Raw genomic sequence first — 16,585 nt, forward strand, 5'->3', positions numbered from 1 at the left:
CAGCGGGTTTCACGGCGTTGGAGCATGCAGAGACGGGAATGCCGGCCGTCGATGCCGCTTCGTGCGGCTTCGGGCAACAATGCTGGGGTACCGTCAGAAGAACTGTCTTATCAAACTCACTATGGCAGGAGGGACGGGGCGACTCCGCTCCGTATGGATGGACGTGAAGCGATACTTCCGTGGGCCGGTCATGTGGATCGTGCTGGCCGTCCTTGCCGTGGTCGTGTTGATGCAGGTCGTCGGCTCGTCCGGCGGCTACAAGACGGTGGACACCGGCCAGGTCGTGGCGGCGATCAACGACAACAAGGTCGAGTCGGCCAAACTCACCACCGGTGACGAGCAGACCGTCAAGGTCACGCTCAAGGACGGGGTGAAGGTCGAGGGCAGCTCGAAGATCCAGGCGAGCTACATCGGCGACCAGGGCGTGACCATCGCCAACACGCTGCAGACCAAGTTCCAGGACAAGCAGATCCCCGACGGCTACACGGTGTCGCCGTCGAAGCAGAACCCGTTCGTCGGCGTCCTGCTTTCGCTGCTGCCCTTCGTCCTGATCGTGGTCGTCTTCCTGTTCCTGATGAACCAGATGCAGGGCGGCGGCAGCCGGGTCATGAACTTCGGCAAGTCCAAGGCCAAGCTCATCACCAAGGACACCCCGAAGACCACCTTCTCCGACGTCGCCGGCTGCGACGAGGCCGTCGAGGAACTCCACGAGATCAAGGAGTTCCTCCAGGAACCGGCCAAGTTCCAGGCCGTCGGCGCCAAGATCCCCAAGGGCGTGCTGCTCTACGGCCGCCCGGGTACGGGCAAGACGCTCCTCGCGCGCGCCGTCGCCGGCGAGGCGGGCGTCCCCTTCTACTCGATCTCCGGTTCCGACTTCGTCGAGATGTTCGTCGGTGTCGGTGCCTCCCGTGTCCGTGACCTGTTCGAGCAGGCCAAGGCGAACGCCCCGGCGATCGTCTTCGTGGACGAGATCGACGCGGTCGGCCGCCACCGCGGCGCCGGCCTCGGCGGCGGTCACGACGAGCGCGAGCAGACCCTGAACCAGCTCCTCGTCGAGATGGACGGCTTCGACGTGAAGGGCGGCGTGATCCTCATCGCCGCCACGAACCGCCCCGACATCCTCGACCCGGCGCTGCTGCGCCCCGGCCGCTTCGACCGCCAGATCGCGGTCGACCCGCCGGACCTGCAGGGCCGCATGGAGATCCTCAAGGTCCACCAGAAGGGCAAGCCGGTCGCGTCCGACGTCGACCTGGCCGCCGTCGCCCGCCGCACCCCCGGCATGACCGGCGCCGACCTCGCCAACGTGCTCAACGAGGCCGCGCTGCTCACCGCCCGCAGCGACCAGAAGCTGATCGACAACAAGGCTCTGGACGAGGCGATCGACCGCGTGGTGGCGGGCCCGCAGAAGCGGACCCGGATCATGTCGGACAAGGAGAAGAAGATCACCGCGTACCACGAGGGCGGCCACGCCCTGGTCGCGGCGGCCTCCCCGAACTCCGATCCGGTGCACAAGATCACGATCCTCTCCCGCGGCCGCGCCCTCGGCTACACGATGGTGCTCCCGGACGAGGACAAGTACTCGACCACCCGCAACGAGATGCTCGACCAGCTCGCCTACATGCTGGGCGGCCGCGCGGCCGAGGAACTGGTCTTCCACGACCCGACCACCGGCGCCGCCAACGACATCGAGAAGGCCACCAACCTGGCCCGCGCGATGGTCACGCAGTACGGCATGACCGAGCGGCTCGGCGCCATCAAGTTCGGCGGCGACAACAGCGAGCCCTTCCTCGGACGTGAGATGGCTCACCAGCGCGACTACTCGGAAGAGATCGCCGCTCTGGTGGACGAAGAGGTCAAGAAGTTCATCGAGACCGCTCACAACGAGGCCTGGGAGATCCTGGTCGAGAACCGGGACGTGCTGGACAACCTCGTCCTGGCCCTCCTGGAGAAGGAGACCCTGGGCAAGGAGGAGATCGCCGAGATCTTCGCCTCGATCCACAAGCGCCCGCCGCGGCCCGCGTGGACCGGCTCGTCCCGCCGTACGCCCTCCACCCGCCCGCCGGTGCTCTCCCCCAAGGAGCTCGCACTGACCAACGGCGCGAACGGGGCATCGGCTGCGATCAGCACGGTCAAGTCCACGGCGTCCGAGTCCGCTCCGGTGACGGAGCAGACCCCGGAGGACCGCCCCGAGAGCTGACCTCGTACCGGCCGACAGGGCCGGAATGAATGCCGCGCCCCCCAGGTTTTAGCCTGGGGGGCGCGGCATTTTGTTATGCCCGCGGGCAAGACGTACAGGAACGAGGCATCAGATGACCGACCCCGTGACGCTGGCCGGCGACGGCTTTATCGGCGAGTTCGACGAGAAGCGAGCCGAGAACGCCGTACGCGAACTGCTGATCGCGGTGGGCGAGGACCCGGACCGCGAGGGCCTGCGGGACACGCCGGCGCGGGTGGCGCGGGCCTACCGGGAGCTCCTGGCAGGGCTGTGGCAGGAACCCGAGGACGTGCTGACGACGACCTTCGATCTGGGCCACGACGAGATGGTCCTGGTGAAGGACATCGAGATCGTGTCGCTGTGCGAACACCATCTGCTGCCGTTCCACGGCGTGGCCCACGTCGGCTACATCCCCGCGGAGACCGGCAAGATCACCGGCCTGTCGAAGCTGGCCCGCCTCGTCGAGGTGTTCGCCCGCCGGCCGCAGGTGCAGGAACGGCTCACCACCCAGATCGCGGATTCACTCGTCCGGATCCTGGAGGCGCGTGGCGCGATCGTCGTCATCGAGGCCGAGCACATGTGCATGTCGGTGCGGGGGATCCGCAAGCCCGGTGCCAAGACGACCACGTCGGCGGTGCGGGGCCAGCTCCGCGACGCCACCACCCGCGCCGAGGCGATGAGCCTGATACTGGCGCGCTGACCGACCCGGCTCCGCGGAGCCGGCGGTCAGGCCGCCGGTTCCGCGCCCGCGTGGTTGTTCTGGTCGTCGTCCTCGGGGAGCCGGCAGACCCGCTCCAGGAACAGGGCCGCCGCTATCACGCCGACGCCCGCCAGGACCGAGAAGCCCGCGTAGATGGCCTGGTCGCGGCGGGTGGGGATGTCGAGCAGTTCCAGCAGGAAGACGCCCGTGCCGCCGTACATGCCGGCGACCAGGGCGGCCACCAGGGCGCTGGCCTGGCCGAAGACGACGGCGCGGGCGGCCATCAGGGGGTCGACGCCCTTCGCCCCGGGGCGGCGCTCGCGCTGGGCCTTGAAGCGGGCGCGCAGCGAGAGCGCCGTGGAGAGCAGGACCACCGCGATCAGCGCGAGGACGATGGGGGCGGCCAGGGGGACGCTCGGGAGGGTCCCGACCGAGTTCCAGAGGCGGGCGCCCGCCCAGGACAGGACGCCGGCCACGACGAACACGCCTACCAGCACCCTGATGCGCAGCTCTCTCACGGTGTCCCTTCAGCTCCCCCGGACCGTCCCCGGACTGTGGTCGTCCCTGACCTTAACGACTACTCGGGCAGTCGGAGTTCCAGGTCCGTACGCGCTTCGACGCCTTCGCGGGTGAGGGCCGAGAGGAGTTCGGCCACCGGGCCGCGGCCGGGCAGCTGGGCCTCCGGGTCCACGTCGTGCCAGGGGGCGAGCACGAAGGCGCGTTCGTGGGCGCGGGGGTGCGGGAGGGTGAGCTGCGGGTCGTCGGAGGTGACGCCCGCGTACGCGACGATGTCGACGTCCAGGGTGCGGGGGCCCCAGCGCTCGTCGCGGACGCGGTTGAAGGCCTCCTCCACGGCGTGGGCGCGCTCCAGCAGGGAGGAGGGCGGCAGGGTGGTCTTGAGGGCCACGACCGCGTTCAGGTACGAGGGCTGGGAACCCGGCTCGACGCCCCAGGGCTCGGTCTCGTAGACGGGGGAGACGGCCTTCACCCGGAGACCGGGGGTGTCCTCCAGCGCGTCCACGGCTCCCTGGAGGGTCTCCAGGCGGTTGCCGAGGTTGGAGCCGATGGAGATCACGGCCCATTTCGGGTTGCTCAGGGTGGTGTCGGCGGCGTCGACCTGCTCGACGACCGACGCGGGCACCGGCTGGACGGTCGGGTCGCTGTGGCCCAGGGCGAAAGGTCGGGTCATACTCGGCTCCGGGTGATCGTGACGGTCACGTCGTCGAAGGGGACGGTGATCGGGGCGTCCGGCTTGTGGACGCGGACCTCGACCTCCTGGACATGCTCGTGCTTCAGGCAGGTCTGGGCGATGCGCTCCGCGAGCGTCTCGACGAGGTTCACCGGCTCGCCCTCGACCACGGCCACGACCTCCTCCGCCACGATGCCGTAGTGCACGGTCTTCGTCAGGTCGTCGTCGGCGGCGGCCGGCCGGGTGTCCAGGCCGAGGACGAGGTCCACGAGGAAGGTCTGGCCCTCCTCGCGCTCCCTGGGGAACACCCCGTGGTGCCCGCGGGCCTTCAGGCCGCGCAGCGCGACACGATCCACGCGAATCACTCCTGCAATCGTCGGGAACGGCCGGCGGATGTCGCGTGCGGGCGGCACACCGGCCTCAGACGAATCTACCTGCGGGCACCGACACGACCGGGTCGCGGGGGCGGGGGCCCGGCCTGGTGTGCGCAGGCTTCACCTTGTGTTTCCCCTGGGGAACCCGGCCGCGTCATGGGCTGGTAGCCGCTCCTACCCGCGGGTTCGTGATTCCAACCACTTCTTGGTCCCCTCGGACCGTGTACCCCGCTCATGCGAGTGGACTGTCGTCCGGATTCGCGCCGTTCACCCCGTTCCGGCCGTTCTCGTCGTCCTCGCCGGTCTCGGCCAGGACCGGGGAGGCGTGGTGGGACCACAGCTTCCAGCCGGTGGGGGTGCGCCGGAACACGTTGGTGGCGACGACGAGCTGGCCGACCAGGGGACCGAGTTCGTCGCCGTCCTCGGGGGCGGGGCCGCCGCTGAGGATGTTCTCGGTGCAGTTCACGAGGGCCGTGTCACCGGTGACGGAGACGTGCACGTCGGTGAGGAAGAACTGGATGTAGTCGGTGTTGGCCATGATCAGGGCGTAGGACCTGAGCACCTCGGCGCGGCCGGTGAGGACCGGCCAGCCGGGGTGGACGCAGGAGATCACGCCGCTGTCCGCCGGGTCGTGGTACTCCTCGTCGACGCCCAGGTCGGAGGGGGTGAGCCAGAGCGAGGACAGTTCGTCGAAGTCCCCGCGTTCCATCGCCTCGTAGAAGGCGGTGTTGGCGGCCTCCACCTGCTCGACGTCGGTATGGGGGGCGCTCACCTGGCTCCTTCCGCCCCGTTCGCGCTGTCCTGCGCCGGCGTGCCGGGCGTCGTGCGCGCTCCCTCCACGGCCCGGGCGACCCGTACCGCGTCCGCCGTCGCGCGTACCTCGTGCACGCGTACGGCCCACGCGCCGGCGTGCGCGGCGAGGGCCGAGACCGCGGCCGTGGCGGCGTCGCGCTCCCGGGCGGGCGGGGGCGCGCCCTGCGGGCCGGCCAGGACGCGGCCGAGGAACCGCTTGCGGGATGCGGCGACGAGCAGGGGGTGGCCGAGGGTGTGCAGGCGGTCGAGGTGGGCGAGGAGGCTGAGGTCGTGGTCGGCCTCCTTGGAGAAGCCGAGGCCGGGGTCGACGACGATGCGGTCGGGGGCGACGCCGCCGGCGAGGACGGCGTCCACGCGCGCGCGGAGTTCGTCGACGACCTCGGTGACGACGTCCTCGTACGTGCCGTGGACGTTGCCGCCGGCGAGGAAGCCGCGCCAGTGCATGACGACGAAGGGGGCGCCGGTGGCGGCGACCACGGGGATCATCGCGGGGTCGGCGAGGCCGCCGCTGACGTCGTTGACGAGGGCGGCGCCCGCCGCCAGGGACTGCTCGGCGACGGAGGCCCGCATGGTGTCGACCGAGACGACCACGCCTTCGGAGGCCAGGCCGCGCACGACGGGGATGACGCGCCGCAGTTCCTCGGCCTCGTCCACCCGGGTGGCTCCGGGGCGGGTGGACTCGCCGCCGACGTCGACCAGGTCGGCGCCCTCGGCGACCAGGTCGAGGCCGTGCTTGACGGCGGCGGTCGTGTCGAACCAGCGGCCGCCGTCGGAGAAGGAGTCGGGGGTCACGTTGACGACGCCCATGACCGCGCACCGGTCCCAGTCCGGTAGGCCTGCCAGGTGGCCGCGCCCGCTGTGGTTGTTCATATGTTCAGCGTAGGCCCAGGGGGTGGGGGTGAACGCCCGGCGGCCCGGGCGGAAGCCCCTGTGCTGGAGGGGGCGGGGCTTCCGTCCGGGCCGGTCGGGGCCGCTCCGCGGCCGGTCCGTGGGTGGTGCGGGGGCACGGCCGGGGCGGGTGGGTCGGGACGGCGGGGTCAGGCGGCCCGGACGTCGTGTTCCGCGACGGCGTGCGCGCAGGGGCGCCCGCCGGCCGCCCTGCGCCGGCGCAGGAAGCGCGGCAGCGGCAGGGCGAGGTCGACGAATCCTTCGGCCTGCATGGCGGCGAAGCCGATGCGGGGCAGGTCGGCGGAGGCGCGGTAGACGACGAAGCGGGGCTCCCAGCGCGGCTGGAACTTGGCGTTGAACTTGTACAGCGACTCGATCTGGAACCAGCGGGAGAGGAACACCAGCAGTCCGCGCCAGGCGCGCAGCACGGGGCCCGCGCCGATCTTCTCGCCGCGGGCGAGGGCGGAGCGGAACATGGCGAAGTTCAGCGAGACGCGGGTGACGCCGAACTTGGGCGCGGCCTGCAGGGCGGCGACGATCAGCAGTTCGTTCATGCCCGGGTCGGCGGCGCGGTCGCGACGCATGAGATCCAGCGAGACGCCGTCCTCGCCCCAGGGCACGAAGTGCAGGATCGCCTTCAGGTCGCCGTACTCGCCGGGCTGCTCGTCGGCCTTGTGGGCGGTGGCTATCAGGCAGTCGCCGTCGGCCGCGTCGCCGATGCGGCCCAGCGCCATGGAGAAGCCGCGCTCGGTGTCGGTGCCGCGCCAGTCCTCGGCGGCCAGCCGGATGCGCTCCAGTTCTGCCTCGCCGAGGTCACGGATGCGCCGTACCCGGGTTTCGTAGCCGGCCCGCTCGATGCGCTTGACCATCTGGCGCACGTTGCGCATCGCGCGTCCGGCGAGCGAGAAATCCGCCACGTCGACCACCGCCTCGTCGCCCAGTTCCAGGGCGTCCAGGCCGGTCTCGCGGGTCCAGACCTCGCCACCGGTCTCGGAGCAGCCCATGACCGCGGGGGTCCAGGAGTGGGCCTTGGCCTCGTCCATGAAGCGCTCGATGGCGCCGGGCCAGGCCTCGACGTCACCGATGGGGTCGCCGCTGGCGAGCATCACGCCGGAGACGACGCGGTAGGTGACGGCGGCCTTGCCGCTGGGGGAGAAGACGACCGCCTTGTCCCGGCGCAGCGCGAAGTGGCCGAGGGAGTCGCGGCGGCCGTGCCTGGCCAGCAGGGCCCGCAGCTTCTCCTCGTCCTCCTCGGTGAGCCGGGCGGCCGGGTGCTCGGGGCGGAAGGCCAGGTAGACGGTGGTGACGGCGGTCAGCCAGCCGAGGGCGCCGAGCGAGAAGGCGACCGTCCAGGAGGTGTTGCCGGCGTAGTCGACGGGGCCCTCGAAGCCGAACAGGCCGTAGATGACGTGGGTGAGCCGGTCGGCGACGCTCGGGTCGCCCACCATGCGGTGGGGGTGCACGCTGACGATGACCATGCCGAGGGCCAGGGAGCCGGCGCTCATCAGGACGAAGTTGGCGAGCGCCCGCCAGCGGCTGCGCGGGTCGGGCAGGGCGGCGAACTCGTCGCGGTGGCGCAGCAGCGGGAACAGGAGCGCCGCCGAGATGAGCACGCCGATGAGCGAGTGCCGGTAGACGAACTCGGCGACGGCGCCGGCCGGCAGCAGGGCGACGGCCGCGCGCCAGGCCCGGCGCTTGCGGCGGCGCAGGCCGTGGGCGAGCAGCAGGAGGAGCACCCCCACGCTGAGCGAGAGCGCCGCGGCGAAGGGCCCGAAGGAGCCGGGCAGTACCTCGGCGATGGCGTGCATCCGGCTGTGCCGGAAGCGCGGGAACACGCCCGCCGCGATGTCCACCGCGCCGACGAGGGCGCAGGCCCTGGCGACCAGGGTGGGCACGGCCTCGGGGCGCGGGCCGCGCAGTATGCGCCGCGCCCGGCTTGATCGGCCCGGAACCCCGCCCGACAATTCCCCATCTATCCTGACAGACATCGCATCCCGTAGTTCTGCGAGAGACCTTGAACCCGGTGCCGATTCGGGCATCCGGCGACATTGCGCCCTCTAGGACGGTGTCTCGGGGAGAGAGGTTCACTCCCCACCGGAAAGCTGGGTCAAAGGCCACGGAAAGCCCCGGGCAAGTCCTCGCGACGAAGTGCGGGGCGGCGCGGGCGGAAAGCGCAGGCAGGAACAGCCCATGGGTCTCACGAGCAACAAGGTGCTTGCGCTGGCGGCCGTCTTCGCCGCGCTGCTGTTCGTCGCCACGGTGTGGCTGTGGCCGCGGCTGGCACGCCGGAGCTGGCGTGCCGTCACCGGCCGCGTCGGCCTGCTCCTGGTGACCCAGGTGGCGCTCCTGGCGTCCCTGGGGATCGCCGCCAACCAGGTCTTCGGGTTCTACGCGAGCTGGGCGGACCTGTTCGGCCGGGAGACCGACCAGGGCGTCGTCGTGAACCACACGGCCGGGGGCAGGGGCGGCCCGCTCCAGGTGGTCTCCAGCGGCGCCGTGCAGGGCGTCAGCGGCGACCGGCCGCAGACCACCGGGCAGATCCAGCGGGTGGACATAGCGGGCCGTACGTCCCGCCTCGCCACACCGGCGTACGTCTACCTGCCGCCCGAGTACTTCCAGCCGCAGTTCCGCACGCGTACGTTCCCGGTCACCGTCGTGCTGACGGGATATCCCGGTACCGCCCGGGCGCTGGTCGACAAACTGCGCTACCCGCGCACGGCCCAGGAGCTGGCGAAGAACGGGCGGATGCAGCCGATGATCCTGGTGATGCTGCGCCCGACGGTGGCGCCGCCGCGCGACACCGAGTGCGTGGACGTCCCCGGCGGCCCGCAGACGGAAACGTTTTTCGCGAAGGACCTCCCGGAGGCGGTGCTGGCCCACTACCGGGTGGGCAAGCGGCCCGGGAGCTGGGGCGTCATGGGCGACTCGACCGGCGGCTACTGCGCGCTGAAGCTCGCCATGCACTTCCCGGGGGTCTACACGGCCGGGGTCGGTCTCTCGCCGTACTACAAGGCGCCGATCGACCCCACGACCGGCGACCTCTTCCACCGCGACCGCGCGCTGCGCGACCGGGCCGACCTCATGTGGCTCATCGGGCACGCGCCCGCGCCGGACACCTCGCTGCTGGTCACCAGCAGCAGGGTGGGCGAGCACAACTACGCGGCCACGCTCAGGTTCATAGAGCGGGTGCAGGCCACCAACAAGACCCGGATCGCGTCGATCATCCTCGGCAGCGGCGGGCACAACTTCAACACCTGGCGGCGGGAGATCCCCGCGGCGCTCCAGTGGCTCAGCGGCCGGCTGAGCGACCGGTGAGCCCCGTATGCGTCTGATGTCCCCTGTGTGCGCCTGATGCCCCGTGAAGCCGGCGGTGTGGCCGGGTTTTTGCGGGGCGGGGGTCCGCGAACCGCCTACGCGCGGTAAGTTTCTGGCCATGCCACGTGGACGCCACCGCCATTCACCGCCTCTGCACCGGCTGCTGCCACCGTCGGCGATCGCCGGCGTCTCCGCCGTCTGCGCGCTGGGTCCCTGGGTGTTCTCCGAGGCCGCCGTGTTGCGGGCGCTCGCCGCCGCGGCCGCGGCCACGGCGATCGCGGGCGCCTTCGTGATGCGCCGCTGGGACGCCCACGCGGGCAAGCAGGTCGCCGACCTCACGCGCGCGCGTGCCAGCGACGAGTGGCGCTTCGAGGAGCGGGTCGCCGAACTGGAGACCGACCTGGAGGAGTCGCGCGAGCTGCGCACCAAGCTGGAGCAGCGCCTGCGCGCCAAGCGCGCGGAGCTGGCCGGGCTGCGCAACGAGCACGCCTCCCTGCTGCGCCGCTACGCCACCGCCGAGACCGAGCGCGCCAGCGCCCTGGAGGGGCGCCGGCTGCTGGAGATCGAGGCGGCCGAGCCCTCCGGGCCGCCCGCGCTGCCGCCCGCGCGCAGCGCCGAACCCGAGTCCGCCGACGCGGCGGAAGCAACCGGGGCCACCGAGGCCGACGCGACCGACGCCGAGGAGAAGCCCGGTACGCGGGCGGCGTTCTCCGCCGCGGGTGCCCGGCTGTTCCTCGACGCGGCCGTGGCGCTGGCCCGGCTCGACCGTGACAGTGCGGCGGCCGACGCCGGTGGCGCCGATGCCGATGCCGACGGGTCCGAGGACGCGGTCGCGGTCGAGGGCGCGGCCGATTCCGAGGTGGAGTCGGTGGCGGAGTCGGCATCCGAGCCCGAGCCCGCGGCCGACGCCGCGGCCGGGCGGTCCGGGGTGCAGGGCGCGGACGCCGAGCCGGCCGGCTCGGCACCCGACCCCGCCGCCGACTCCGCCTCAGCCGCCAGGTCCGCGTCCGCCGCCGAGCCCGAGCCCGCGCCCGTGACCGGGACCGGGACCTCGGGGACCGAGCCCGGCGGTGACCCGGGCGACGGCCCGGGTAAGCGGCCCGCGCCGGAGCCCGCTCAGGAGGGCGAGGCCCAGGGGAAGCCCGGGGCGGCCGGTGGGCACGAGCACGCGGCCGCCTCCTCGACCGCGCCGGAGCGGCCCGCCCGGTCCGCCGGGCAGCAGCCCTCCGGCCACTTCACGGTGCCGACCGCGGTGGCCGTCGTACCGGCCGCTCCCGTGCGGCGCCCCACGGTCGAGGGCGGGTTCGACTTCTTCGGCACCCAGAAGGAGACCTCGTCCGACGCGCTGGACGCGGTGCAGAACGAGGACCTCGCCGACGTCGTCGGCCAGGAGGCCCTCGCCCTGCACAAGGCCGAGACCGAGGCGCAGTTCAAGCCGGCCGACGAGGAGTCGCGCGGCGTCGGCCAGGTGATCGACCTGACCGCGCACGACGAGACCGAGCAGATCGACGTCCAGGGGCTGCGCACCGCCGCCTCCTGAGACCGCGCCGAGCACCGGGCCCGGCCCGCCCCGCGAGGGTGAGCCGGGCTCACGGCTGTCCGGGCCGCTGCTCGCCCGGGAGCCGGGCTCACGCCATCCAGCGGTCCGGACGGGCGTCCCGGCGGCCGGTGCGGGACCGCTCCGCCTGTTCCGCGAGCAGCCGGGCCGCCTCCTCGGCGTCCCGCAGCCGGGCCGTGACGGTCTTGCCCGCTCCGGTGTCCACATGGACGTCGGCGAGCCGCCACAGCCGCTTCCAGGGCCCCTGGGTGAGCCGTACGCTCTGCACCTTGGCGTGCGGGACCAGCGAAAGGCGGCGGCGCAGCAGTCCGTGCCGGGCCGCGAACACCGACCCGGTGACCGCGAGGCCGTAGCCCCGCCACCGCACCGGTGCGCACCGGCCGGCCCGGCGCGGCGGGCGGGACGGCGCCGCCGGCACGGTCACGCCGGGCAGGACGTGCGCTATCACCGACTCGGCGACCGCGCGGGGAGCCACCGGCACCAGCACCGAGTTCTCGGACCCCGCCACGTCCAGCTCGACCCGCACCCAGCCCAGCCGCCGCCACAGCAGCGGCTCCACGATCCGCACGGTCTGCACCCGGCCCGGAGGCACCGTCTCGTGCGCGCGGTCGAGCAGCCCGTGGTCGATGCGCAGCCCGTCGGGGGACTCCGCCACCGTCCAGTCGTACTCGGCGACGAACCGTCCCGCGCTCCTCGCGCCCGCCGCGCCGAGCAAGGGCAGCGCCACGGCGAGCACCGTCCACAGGCTGTGGGTGGCGAGCCAGAGCAGCGGCGGGACGACGAGGGCGGCGATCAGGGAGCCCCAGGTGGCGCCGGTGAGCAGCAGGGAGAGGGCCAGTCCGCGCGGTGGCACCCGCAGCAGTTCGCGCGCCGGTGCCTCGCCGACCTCGCGGGCCGCCTCGGGCGCGAAACCCGCCGCGCGGGCGAGCAGTTCCGCGCGCAGCGCGCGGGCCTCCCGCTCGCCCAGGAAGGCCAGTTCGTCCTTCTTGTCGGCTCCCACGACGTCTATCCGCAGCTTGGCCACACCGGCCACGCGCGCGAGGAGCGGACGGGTGACGTCGACGGCCTGGATGCGTTCCAGCCGGATGTGCGCCGTGCGCCGGAAGAGCAGCCCGGTGCGGATGCGCAGTTCGCTGTCGGTGACCGCGTAGTGGGTGAACCACCAGGACAGGAAGCCGTAGAGGCCGGCCGCCGGGACCAGCACGGCGAGCCCGGTCAGGAGCATGGCGGAGGTCAGCCGCTGCACCTGCTCCTGCGCGCCGTTCGGGTCGTGCACGGCCCAGCCGGCGAGGACGGTGACCGGCGCCCAGGCCCGGCGGAAGGGGGTGACCGGGTGCAGCCGCCGCTCGGCGACGGGCGGGCGCGTCGCCGCGTCGTCGAGTCCGGTGGCGGTCACAGGCCCGCCGACCGGGCCTCGCCCAGCTCCGTGAGCCGGTCGCGCAGCCGCTCGGCCTCGGCCGGCTCGAGACCGGGGATGGCCGCGTCGGTCGCCGCGGCGGCGGTGTGCAGCTGTACGCCCGCCAGCCCGAACCAGCGCTCCACCGGCCCCGAGGTGACCTCGACGAGCTGCATCCGCCCGTACGGCACCACGGTCTGCTCGCGCCACAGGACGCCGCGGCTGATCAGCAGGTCGTCGGCGCGCTCCGCGTACCGCCAGGAGCGCCAGTTGCGGCCCAGCAGCCGCCAGCCCCACGCGCCCAGGGCCACGGGCAGCAGCGCGCAGGCGGCCCAGGCGGGCCCCGCGAGCAGGCCGGGCAGCAGTCCCGCCGCCAGGGCGAGCGCGGCCGTCCACACCGCCAGCAGCAGCCGCCGCATGCGCAGCAGTCCGGGCGGCAGGCCCCGCCACTCCGGCTCGTCCCCCGTCATCCCGGTCCCCGCCGGGATCCCCGTCTCCATGGGGCCAGCGTACGTAGGGGAAACTGGGTCCATGACTGCGACGGAGACCACGGTCGGCGTCGGCGGCGCCGCCGAGAGCACCGACATGGTGCTCAACATCGGCCCCCAGCACCCGTCCACGCACGGCGTGCTGCGCCTGAAGCTCGTGCTGGACGGCGAGCGCATCGTGCACGCGGAGCCGGTGATCGGCTACATGCACCGGGGTGCGGAGAAGCTGTTCGAGGCGCGCGACTACCGGCAGATCATCATGCTCGCCAACCGGCACGACTGGCTGTCGGCGTTCTCCAACGAGCTGGGCGTGGTCCTCGCGGTGGAGCGGATGCTCGGCATGGAGGTGCCCGAGCGCGCGGTGTGGACCCGCACGCTGCTCGCCGAGCTGAACCGGGTGCTGAACCACCTGATGTTCCTCGGGTCGTACCCGCTGGAGCTGGGCGGGATCACGCCGGTGTTCTACGCGTTCCGGGAGCGCGAGGTGCTCCAGAACGTCATGGAGGAGGTCTCCGGCGGCCGCATGCACTACATGTTCAACCGGGTCGGCGGCCTCAAGGAGGACCTGCCGGCCGGCTGGACGGCACGCGCGCGTGCGGCCGTCGCCGCCGTGCGCTCGCGCATGGACGTCTTCGACGACCTGGTGCTCGGCAACGAGATCTTCCGCGGCCGCACCCGGGGCGTGGGGAAGCTCGCGCCCGAGGCGGTGCACGCCTACGGCGTGAGCGGACCGATCGCGCGCGCCTCCGGCGTCGACTTCGACCTGCGCCGTGACGAGCCGTACCTGGCCTACCCCGAGCTCCAGGACACGCTGAAGGTCGTCACCCGGACCGAGGGCGACTGCCTGGCCCGCTTCGAGTGCCTGCTGGAGCAGACCCACAACGCGCTGGACCTCGCCGACGCCTGCCTCGACCGGCTGGCCGGACTGGCGCCCGGCCCGATCAACCAGCGGCTGCCCAAGGTGCTGAAGGCGCCCGAGGGCCACACCTACGCCTGGACCGAGAACCCGCTCGGCATCAACGGGTACTACCTGGTCAGCAAGGGCGAGAAGACGCCGTACCGGCTGAAGCTGCGCTCGGCGTCGTACAACAACATCCAGGCGCTGACCGAGCTGCTGCCGGGGACGCTGGTGGCGGACATGGTGGCGATCCTGGGGTCGATGTTCTTCGTGGTCGGGGACATCGACAAGTAGGCCCGGGGCGGGCGAGCGGGCCGGGCCGGCGGGCTAGGCGAGCGGGTCCGCGATGCCGACCGGCACGAGCAACCAGCCGAAGTCGCCCAGGCCGCCGGGGGCGGTGAGCTCGGCCGCCTCCCCGGCGCTCGCGAGGGCGCGCACGTAGGCCGCCGGATCCGTGGAGGCCAGCGCGAGTGGGGGGCGTGCGCCGGCGAGGTCCAGGGCGCGCAGAGCGGCGCGCTGCGTGAGAAGGCGCGCGCCGGTGAGCGTGTGCGCCTGCTCGGAGGGCGTGCGCGCCGCGTCGGCGGGCGCGGGCGCGGCGCCGGGGGGCGTGGGCGTGGTGCGGGCGGCCCTGCACGCTTCCGCGCACGCGTCGAGTGCGACGTGCGCCGTGATGTCGCACGACCCGTCCGGCACCGGCGCGGTCTCCCGTCCCTCCCGGAAGCCGGTGAGCGTCCCGTACGGGGGCCGGGCAGGGGCGGTGTGCGCGTAGTCCACGGCGACCGCGAGCCCCTGCTCCATCCGGCCCACCGCGGCCGCCCACGCCCGGTCCCTGGGCAGCCCGATCTCCGCCCGAAGGCCCTCCTCCGCGGGCAGCGGCCACCACCGCGCGAGCCAGCGCGCCTCCGGGCCCGGCACCGGCGGCCCGAGCCGCTCCGAGCCGTCGTCGGCGACCAGCACCAGCCGGGGCACACCCGCGGCGTCCACCTCGGCGACGTCCACGGGCACGTTGTCCAGCCACTCGTTGGCGAACAGCAGCCCGGTGACCGCCGGTGGGGGCTCGCTCCGCCAGACGATCCGCTCGTCCAGGCCGGACGGACGGCCGGCGATCTCGACGGCGTACGCGCGCGTGCGGGCGGCGACCGGGGCCGGCAGGGCGGCGAGCACGCCCGAGACCAGCTCGCCGCGCCCCGCCGCCATGTCGACGAAGTCCAGGGTGGCCGGCCGCCCGAGCGCCTCGTCGACCCGGCACAGCAGCCGGGCCACGGCCCCCGCGAACAGCGCGGACGCGTGCACGGAGGTGCGGAAGTGCCCGGCCGGGCCCTCGGGCCGCCGGTAGAAGCCGCCGGGGCCGTAGAGCGCCGCCTCGGTCGCCTCCCGCCAGCCGCGTCCCGCGGGGCCGCCGCCCGCCGTCGCCTCTCCTGTCACCGCAACAGACTAGGCGCACAGGTGATCACGGCATCCACCTTGCGGAGTACACGTGCCGGGTGCGGATCGGCCCTCCGGTTGACCCATGCACGCATCCGGTTTCCCTACTCTGGGTTACGTGCAGCGCCTCTATGACTTCCTCCGCAGGCACCCGACGTGGGTCGACACCTTCTGGGCCGTCGTCCTGTTCGGGCTCTCCGGCGTGAGCGTGATGAACCAGAGCGGGGCGCCCGAGCACCACATGCCGGTCACCGGCGGGCTGGCCGTGTCAGCCGTCCTGTGCGTCGTCGTCGCCCTGCGCCGGCGCCTGCCGGAGCCGATGCTCCTGCTGGCCTTCGCCACCGGGCTGGTCCAGCTCGTGCTGGACATCGAGACCACCGTCGCCGACTTCGCCATGCTGGTGATCACCTACACGGTCGCCACGGTCGGCGCGCGCTGGGCCTCCCGGCTCGCGCTCGCGGTCAGCCTCGTCGCCGCGGCCCTCGCGCAGGTCCGCTGGCCCGCCCAGCACAGCAGCGCGCTGGGCCAGGTCGCGATCGCCGTGTTCCAGACGGTGCCGTTCGCGCTGGCCTGGGTGCTCGGCGACTCCATGCGCACCCGCCGCGCGTACTTCGCGCAGCTGGAGGAGCGCGCCGCCCGGCTGGAGAAGGAGCGCGAGGCGCAGTCCAAGGTGGCCGTCGCCGCCGAGCGCGCCCGGATCGCGCGCGAGCTGCACGACGTCGTCGCGCACAACGTGTCGGTGATGGTGGTCCAGGCCGACGGTGCGGCCTACGTCCTCGACGCCGCGCCGGACCAGGCCAAGAAGGCCCTGGAGACGATCTCGTCCACCGGCCGCCAGGCGCTCGCCGAGATGCGCCGCCTGCTGGGCGTGCTGCGCACCGGCGAGCACCAGGAGAGCGGGGAGTACGTCCCGCAGCCGGACGTCGAGCAGATCGACGACCTCGTCGAGAAGTGCCGCAGCTCCGGCCTGCCCGTCGACTTCCGGGTCGAGGGCACCCCGCGCCCGCTGCCGAGCGGGGTGGAGCTGACCGCGTACCGCATCGTGCAGGAGGCGCTCACCAACACCCGCAAGCACGGCGGGCCCAACGCGGGCGCGAGCGTACGGCTGGTCTACTTCGACGACGGGCTCGGCCTGCTCGTCGAGGACGACGGCAAGGGCGCCCCGCACGAGCTGTACGAGGAGGGCGGCGCCGACGGCCAGGGCCACGGCCTGATCGGCATGCGCGAGCGGGTCGGCATGGTCGGCGGCACCCTGGACGCCGGGCCGCGTCCCGGCGGAGGATTCCGGATCAGCGCGCTGCTCCCGCTCAAACCGGCGCACTGACG

The 16,585-nt window shown here is 73.1% G+C and carries 15 protein-coding genes; 6 read left to right on the forward strand and 9 right to left on the reverse strand.

The window, feature by feature from the left end:
* Positions 1-157: 157 nt before the first annotated feature.
* A complete protein-coding gene (gene ftsH, locus B446_RS20775; RefSeq protein WP_020941407.1) occupies positions 158-2,197 on the forward strand; it encodes an ATP-dependent zinc metalloprotease FtsH in 2,040 nt (679 codons plus the stop codon).
* 112 nt (positions 2,198-2,309) lie between these two features.
* Entirely contained in the window at positions 2,310-2,915 is a 606-nt protein-coding gene (gene folE, locus B446_RS20780; RefSeq protein WP_020941408.1) for a GTP cyclohydrolase I FolE, read from the forward strand.
* A 26-nt stretch (positions 2,916-2,941) separates the two neighbouring features.
* Here folE and B446_RS20785 read toward each other — a convergent pair whose 3' ends face one another.
* From B446_RS20785 to B446_RS20810, 6 genes are all read right to left on the reverse strand, one after another.
* Positions 2,942-3,433, reverse strand: coding sequence for a DUF3180 domain-containing protein (locus B446_RS20785; RefSeq protein ID WP_020941409.1), 492 nt, complete (start codon positions 3,431-3,433; stop codon positions 2,942-2,944).
* A 59-nt stretch (positions 3,434-3,492) separates the two neighbouring features.
* On the reverse strand, positions 3,493-4,104 hold the full coding sequence (gene folK, locus B446_RS20790) for a 2-amino-4-hydroxy-6-hydroxymethyldihydropteridine diphosphokinase (RefSeq protein WP_020941410.1): 612 nt from the start codon (positions 4,102-4,104) through the stop codon (positions 3,493-3,495).
* A complete protein-coding gene (folB, locus tag B446_RS20795) occupies positions 4,101-4,460 on the reverse strand; it encodes a dihydroneopterin aldolase (RefSeq protein ID WP_020941411.1) in 360 nt (119 codons plus the stop codon). The genes folK and folB overlap by 4 nt, the downstream gene beginning before the upstream one ends.
* A 250-nt stretch (positions 4,461-4,710) precedes the next feature.
* Complete coding sequence (locus B446_RS20800; RefSeq protein WP_020941412.1) at positions 4,711-5,250, reverse strand: nuclear transport factor 2 family protein; 540 nt, start codon at positions 5,248-5,250, stop codon at positions 4,711-4,713.
* Positions 5,247-6,161: a dihydropteroate synthase gene (gene folP, locus B446_RS20805; RefSeq protein ID WP_020941413.1), complete on the reverse strand. Its 915-nt coding sequence runs from the start codon at positions 6,159-6,161 to the stop codon at positions 5,247-5,249. The genes B446_RS20800 and folP overlap by 4 nt, the downstream gene beginning before the upstream one ends.
* Positions 6,162-6,328: 167 nt before the next feature.
* A complete protein-coding gene (locus tag B446_RS20810; RefSeq protein ID WP_043476155.1) occupies positions 6,329-8,143 on the reverse strand; it encodes a phosphatidylglycerol lysyltransferase domain-containing protein in 1,815 nt (604 codons plus the stop codon).
* Between the two features lie 226 nt (positions 8,144-8,369).
* On the opposite strand from B446_RS20810, the gene B446_RS20815 reads away from it, so the two are divergent.
* Both B446_RS20815 and B446_RS39495 read left to right on the forward strand, forming a co-directional pair.
* Positions 8,370-9,494 carry an alpha/beta hydrolase gene (locus tag B446_RS20815; protein ID WP_020941415.1) on the forward strand — a complete coding sequence of 375 codons (1,125 nt, stop codon included), beginning with the start codon at positions 8,370-8,372 and terminating at the stop codon, positions 9,492-9,494.
* Between the two features lie 118 nt (positions 9,495-9,612).
* Positions 9,613-11,034, forward strand: coding sequence for a hypothetical protein (locus B446_RS39495; protein WP_020941416.1), 1,422 nt, complete (start codon positions 9,613-9,615; stop codon positions 11,032-11,034).
* 88 nt (positions 11,035-11,122) lie between these two features.
* Here the strand turns inward: B446_RS39495 and B446_RS20825 are convergent, their stop codons facing one another.
* Positions 11,123-12,448 (reverse strand): PH domain-containing protein, encoded by a 1,326-nt coding sequence (locus B446_RS20825; RefSeq protein WP_020941417.1) that lies wholly within the window; start codon positions 12,446-12,448, stop codon positions 11,123-11,125.
* Complete coding sequence (locus B446_RS20830) at positions 12,445-12,948, reverse strand: PH domain-containing protein (RefSeq protein WP_043476158.1); 504 nt, start codon at positions 12,946-12,948, stop codon at positions 12,445-12,447. Before B446_RS20830 ends, B446_RS20825 begins: the two co-directional genes overlap by 4 nt.
* Positions 12,949-12,979: 31 nt before the next feature.
* On the opposite strand from B446_RS20830, the gene B446_RS20835 reads away from it, so the two are divergent.
* Positions 12,980-14,128, forward strand: a complete 1,149-nt coding sequence (locus B446_RS20835) for an NADH-quinone oxidoreductase subunit D (RefSeq protein ID WP_020941419.1) — start codon at positions 12,980-12,982, stop codon at positions 14,126-14,128.
* 33 nt (positions 14,129-14,161) lie between these two features.
* On the opposite strand, the gene B446_RS20840 is transcribed toward B446_RS20835, so the two are convergent.
* Positions 14,162-15,259, reverse strand: coding sequence for an SAM-dependent methyltransferase (locus B446_RS20840; protein ID WP_020941420.1), 1,098 nt, complete (start codon positions 15,257-15,259; stop codon positions 14,162-14,164).
* A gap of 118 nt (positions 15,260-15,377) precedes the next feature.
* On the opposite strand from B446_RS20840, the gene B446_RS20845 reads away from it, so the two are divergent.
* The gene (locus tag B446_RS20845; protein ID WP_020941421.1) at positions 15,378-16,583 is read left to right on the forward strand and encodes a sensor histidine kinase; all 1,206 of its coding nucleotides are present in this window, start codon (positions 15,378-15,380) and stop codon (positions 16,581-16,583) included.
* The last annotated feature ends 2 nt before the right edge of the window (positions 16,584-16,585 follow it).

It is taken from the genome of Streptomyces collinus Tu 365 (assembly GCF_000444875.1).
GTDB lineage: Bacteria > Actinomycetota > Actinomycetes > Streptomycetales > Streptomycetaceae > Streptomyces > Streptomyces collinus_A.

Coding starts and splice junctions, on each gene's coding strand:
- ftsH (WP_020941407.1), top strand. CDS start 158: ATGGACGTGAAGCGATACTTCCGTGGGCCGGTCATGTGGATCGTGCTG.
- folK (WP_020941410.1), bottom strand. CDS start 4,104: ATGACCCGACCTTTCGCCCTGGGCCACAGCGACCCGACCGTCCAGCCG.
- B446_RS20815 (WP_020941415.1), top strand. CDS start 8,370: ATGGGTCTCACGAGCAACAAGGTGCTTGCGCTGGCGGCCGTCTTCGCC.
- folE (WP_020941408.1), top strand. CDS start 2,310: ATGACCGACCCCGTGACGCTGGCCGGCGACGGCTTTATCGGCGAGTTC.
- B446_RS20835 (WP_020941419.1), top strand. CDS start 12,980: ATGACTGCGACGGAGACCACGGTCGGCGTCGGCGGCGCCGCCGAGAGC.
- folP (WP_020941413.1), bottom strand. CDS start 6,161: ATGAACAACCACAGCGGGCGCGGCCACCTGGCAGGCCTACCGGACTGG.
- B446_RS39495 (WP_020941416.1), top strand. CDS start 9,613: ATGCCACGTGGACGCCACCGCCATTCACCGCCTCTGCACCGGCTGCTG.
- B446_RS20830 (WP_043476158.1), bottom strand. CDS start 12,948: ATGGAGACGGGGATCCCGGCGGGGACCGGGATGACGGGGGACGAGCCG.